We start from the raw sequence: 3055 nt of genomic DNA, 5'->3' as shown, positions 1-3055 counted from the left end.
CAAGCTCCCTCGCCACAAAAGCATCGCGGCAATACGCTTTAATGAGCATGCCCCGTCGGATCCTTGATCTGCCATATCTTGCCTTTCTGCCACGCATCCGCGCCAGGATCGATCGCCGGCGCGTCGATGGACTCACGGGCGCGTTTCTTCTCTTCACTGTCGATGCCCATCCGCCGGTCGCGCTCGTGCACCAGTTGCGAATCAACCTGGCCATCGGCTGTGAAACCCATCATCAACTGCGGGACGCCATAAGGCAGCGCATTGCCCTGCTCGGTGTGCCAGGTGTGCCAGGTCTTGCCATAGGTGCCGACCAGGTTTTTCATCAAGCGAGTTTCGGCCACCTCGGGTATGCCCGGCGCCACCAGTTGACCCGACTTCACTTCATGCACATGGCTGTGCCATAGCTGCTTCTCGGCGGCGGGCAAGCCCTCGAACAAGCGCTTGCTGATGATGTATTCCACCCCCATCAATTTGGCCTTGGCAGTGTTGGCGTCGAAGATGGCGCACTGGAAAACTTCTTCGTTCAGTGCCGTGCAGTAGTGGTGCGCTTCCATTTGCCCGGACATTCGTCCGTTATAGAAATGAAAACCATCGAGGTAGGTATCCAACGCTTGCAACGGGGGTTTGTTCTGCATGATCCCGGCCCCCGCTTCCAGGGTCGCGGTGGTCGGGCTTTTCGCAGCCCCTGGTGCATCCACCGGCGAATGGCTGTTGCCGCCCGCGCAGCCCGCCAGGGCCACCGTTGCCGCGCAGAACATGGCCCAGGTTCCATGAACACTCTTTCCAGGCATCTCGACTCTCCTTTCCATGACTGTTCATGAGAAAGGCGCCCGCTGGCCAGGGTTTGATTTTTCCCCTTGGGCAACCGACGAGCGGCCGCTATGGCCGCGGGTTATAGGCCTGTTTCACAGTGTCGATCCACGCCGGATCCAGGCGCGATTGATCAGGGTCCAGGCCTTGCGCCTGCACCTTCTCCAGATGCTCGTCGGCCTCGCGAACCAGCGAGGCGTGGTCGCTGGAGTTGGCGTCCAGCAGGTGCATCTGGGCCAGGCCCAGGTGATAGAAACGCAGCAGCTTCATCGCTGCCGGATCCTGGGCCTGCACACCGGCCTTCACCTGGTGCATCACGTTGGTGATGCTCATCAGGCTGCGCTTGAGCTGCCAGCCGTACACCGCTGCGCTCATCCACGGCTGCGACCACAAATACCCGCGCATCAGCCCGACCATCACCAGCACGGCCGCAAATACGCCACCGACATTGAAGCGAAAATTGTCCCCGCCAGGCGTACCGAACGCCATCACTGCCAAGCTCGACAACAGCATCGCCAACGCGAGAAACACCACGGCCAGGATGAGCGTGCTGCGACGGGTCTGTTGCCGGTAGTCGGCGGCGTCCCACGGTTTGATCTCGAACATCGCGTCGTAATTTCCTTGTGTGGCGTGAAAAGAGTCGCGCATTATCGCCTGCCCGGTCGATTTAGCTATGCTGGGGCTCATTTTAAGTGGCAAGCGACCCGAAGGACCCGGATCAAAGTCCATGGCGATACCGCAAGGATCGTGCGATCTTCCTGCGTGGATGTTTTTTTCAAGATGCCGCCGTCGTGCGAGCGGCATCGTTTTCAAGGAAAGCTGAATGACTCAAAGACATGTAATCAACGCTTCGGTCAGTCCGAAGGGCAGCCTGGAAACCCTGTCCCAGCGCGAAGTGCAACAGCTGAGCGAAGCCGGTTCCGGCAGCATCTACAATCTTTTCCGCCAGTGCGCCCTGGCCATCCTCAATACCGGCGCCCATGTCGATAACGCCAAGACCATCCTGGAAGCCTACAAGGACTTCGAGATCCGCATTCACCAGCAGGACCGCGGCGTGCGCCTGGAGCTGCTGAACGCGCCGGCCGATGCGTTCGTCGACGGCGAAATGATCGCCAGTACCCGCGAGATGCTGTTCAGCGCCCTGCGCGACATCGTCTATACCGAGAACGAACTGGACAGCCAGCGCATCGACCTGAGCTCATCCCAGGGGATCAGCGACTACGTCTTCCACCTGCTGCGCAACGCTCGCACCCTGCGCCCGGGCGTGGAACCGAAAATCGTCGTGTGCTGGGGTGGCCACTCGATCAACACCGAAGAATACAAATACACCAAGAAAGTCGGCCACGAGCTGGGCCTACGCAGCCTGGACATCTGCACCGGCTGCGGCCCGGGCGTGATGAAGGGCCCGATGAAAGGCGCCACCATCGCCCACGCCAAGCAGCGCATCCACGGTGGTCGCTACCTGGGCCTGACCGAGCCGGGCATCATCGCCGCCGAGGCGCCGAACCCGATCGTCAATGAGCTGGTGATCCTGCCGGACATCGAGAAGCGCCTGGAAGCCTTCGTGCGCGTGGGCCACGGCATCATCATTTTCCCGGGCGGCGCCGGGACGGCGGAAGAGTTCCTCTACCTGCTGGGCATCCTGATGCACCCGGCCAACCTGGACCTGCCCTTCCCGGTGATCCTCACCGGGCCTAAAAGCGCCACGCCGTATTTCGAGCAACTGCACGCATTCGTCGGTGCGACCTTGGGCGAGGCTGCCCAGAAGCACTACCAGATCATCATCGACGACCCGGCCGAAGTGGCGCGGCAGATGACCCAGGGGTTGAAAGAAGTGAAGCAGTTCCGCCGCGAGCGCAACGACGCCTTCCACTTCAACTGGCTGCTGAAAATCGACGAAGGTTTCCAGCGTCCGTTCGATCCGACCCACGCCAACATGGCCAGCCTGGGCCTGAGCCGCGAGCTGCCACCCCACGAACTGGCCGCCAACCTGCGCCGGGCGTTCTCGGGCATCGTGGCGGGGAACGTCAAGGACAAGGGCATCCGCCTGATCGAAGAACACGGCCCGTACGAGATTCACGGCGACGCGGCGATCATGGAGCCCCTCGATCGCTTGCTCCAGGCCTTCGTCGCACAGCACCGGATGAAACTGCCGGGCGGCGCGGCGTATGTGCCGTGCTATCGCGTAGTGACCTGACCTGATCGAATCACCGCAGATCCAATGTGGGAGCGAGCTTGCTCGCGA

3 protein-coding genes are annotated in these 3055 nt (G+C 61.4%); 1 reads left to right on the top strand and 2 read right to left on the bottom strand.

Annotated features, from left to right (window positions below):
• Window positions 1-38 precede the first annotated feature (38 nt).
• On the bottom strand, window positions 39-791 hold the full coding sequence (locus tag OC610_RS24330) for an OBAP family protein (protein ID WP_264431499.1): 753 nt from the start codon (window positions 789-791) through the stop codon (window positions 39-41).
• An 88-nt stretch (window positions 792-879) separates the two neighbouring features.
• The gene (locus OC610_RS24325; protein ID WP_264431498.1) at window positions 880-1416 is read right to left on the bottom strand and encodes a DUF3087 domain-containing protein; all 537 of its coding nucleotides are present in this window, start codon (window positions 1414-1416) and stop codon (window positions 880-882) included.
• A gap of 217 nt (window positions 1417-1633) precedes the next feature.
• On the opposite strand from OC610_RS24325, the gene ppnN reads away from it, so the two are divergent.
• Entirely contained in the window at window positions 1634-3007 is a 1374-nt protein-coding gene (gene ppnN, locus OC610_RS24320; protein ID WP_264431497.1) for a nucleotide 5'-monophosphate nucleosidase PpnN, read from the top strand.
• Window positions 3008-3055: the final 48 nt, after the last annotated feature.

The sequence above is a fragment of the Pseudomonas agronomica genome (genome assembly GCF_025917275.1).
In the GTDB taxonomy this organism is placed as follows: Bacteria; Pseudomonadota; Gammaproteobacteria; order Pseudomonadales; family Pseudomonadaceae; genus Aquipseudomonas; species Aquipseudomonas agronomica.
Note: the sequence above shows the minus strand (reverse complement) of the source record. Positions and strands in the feature narration are given on the sequence as shown.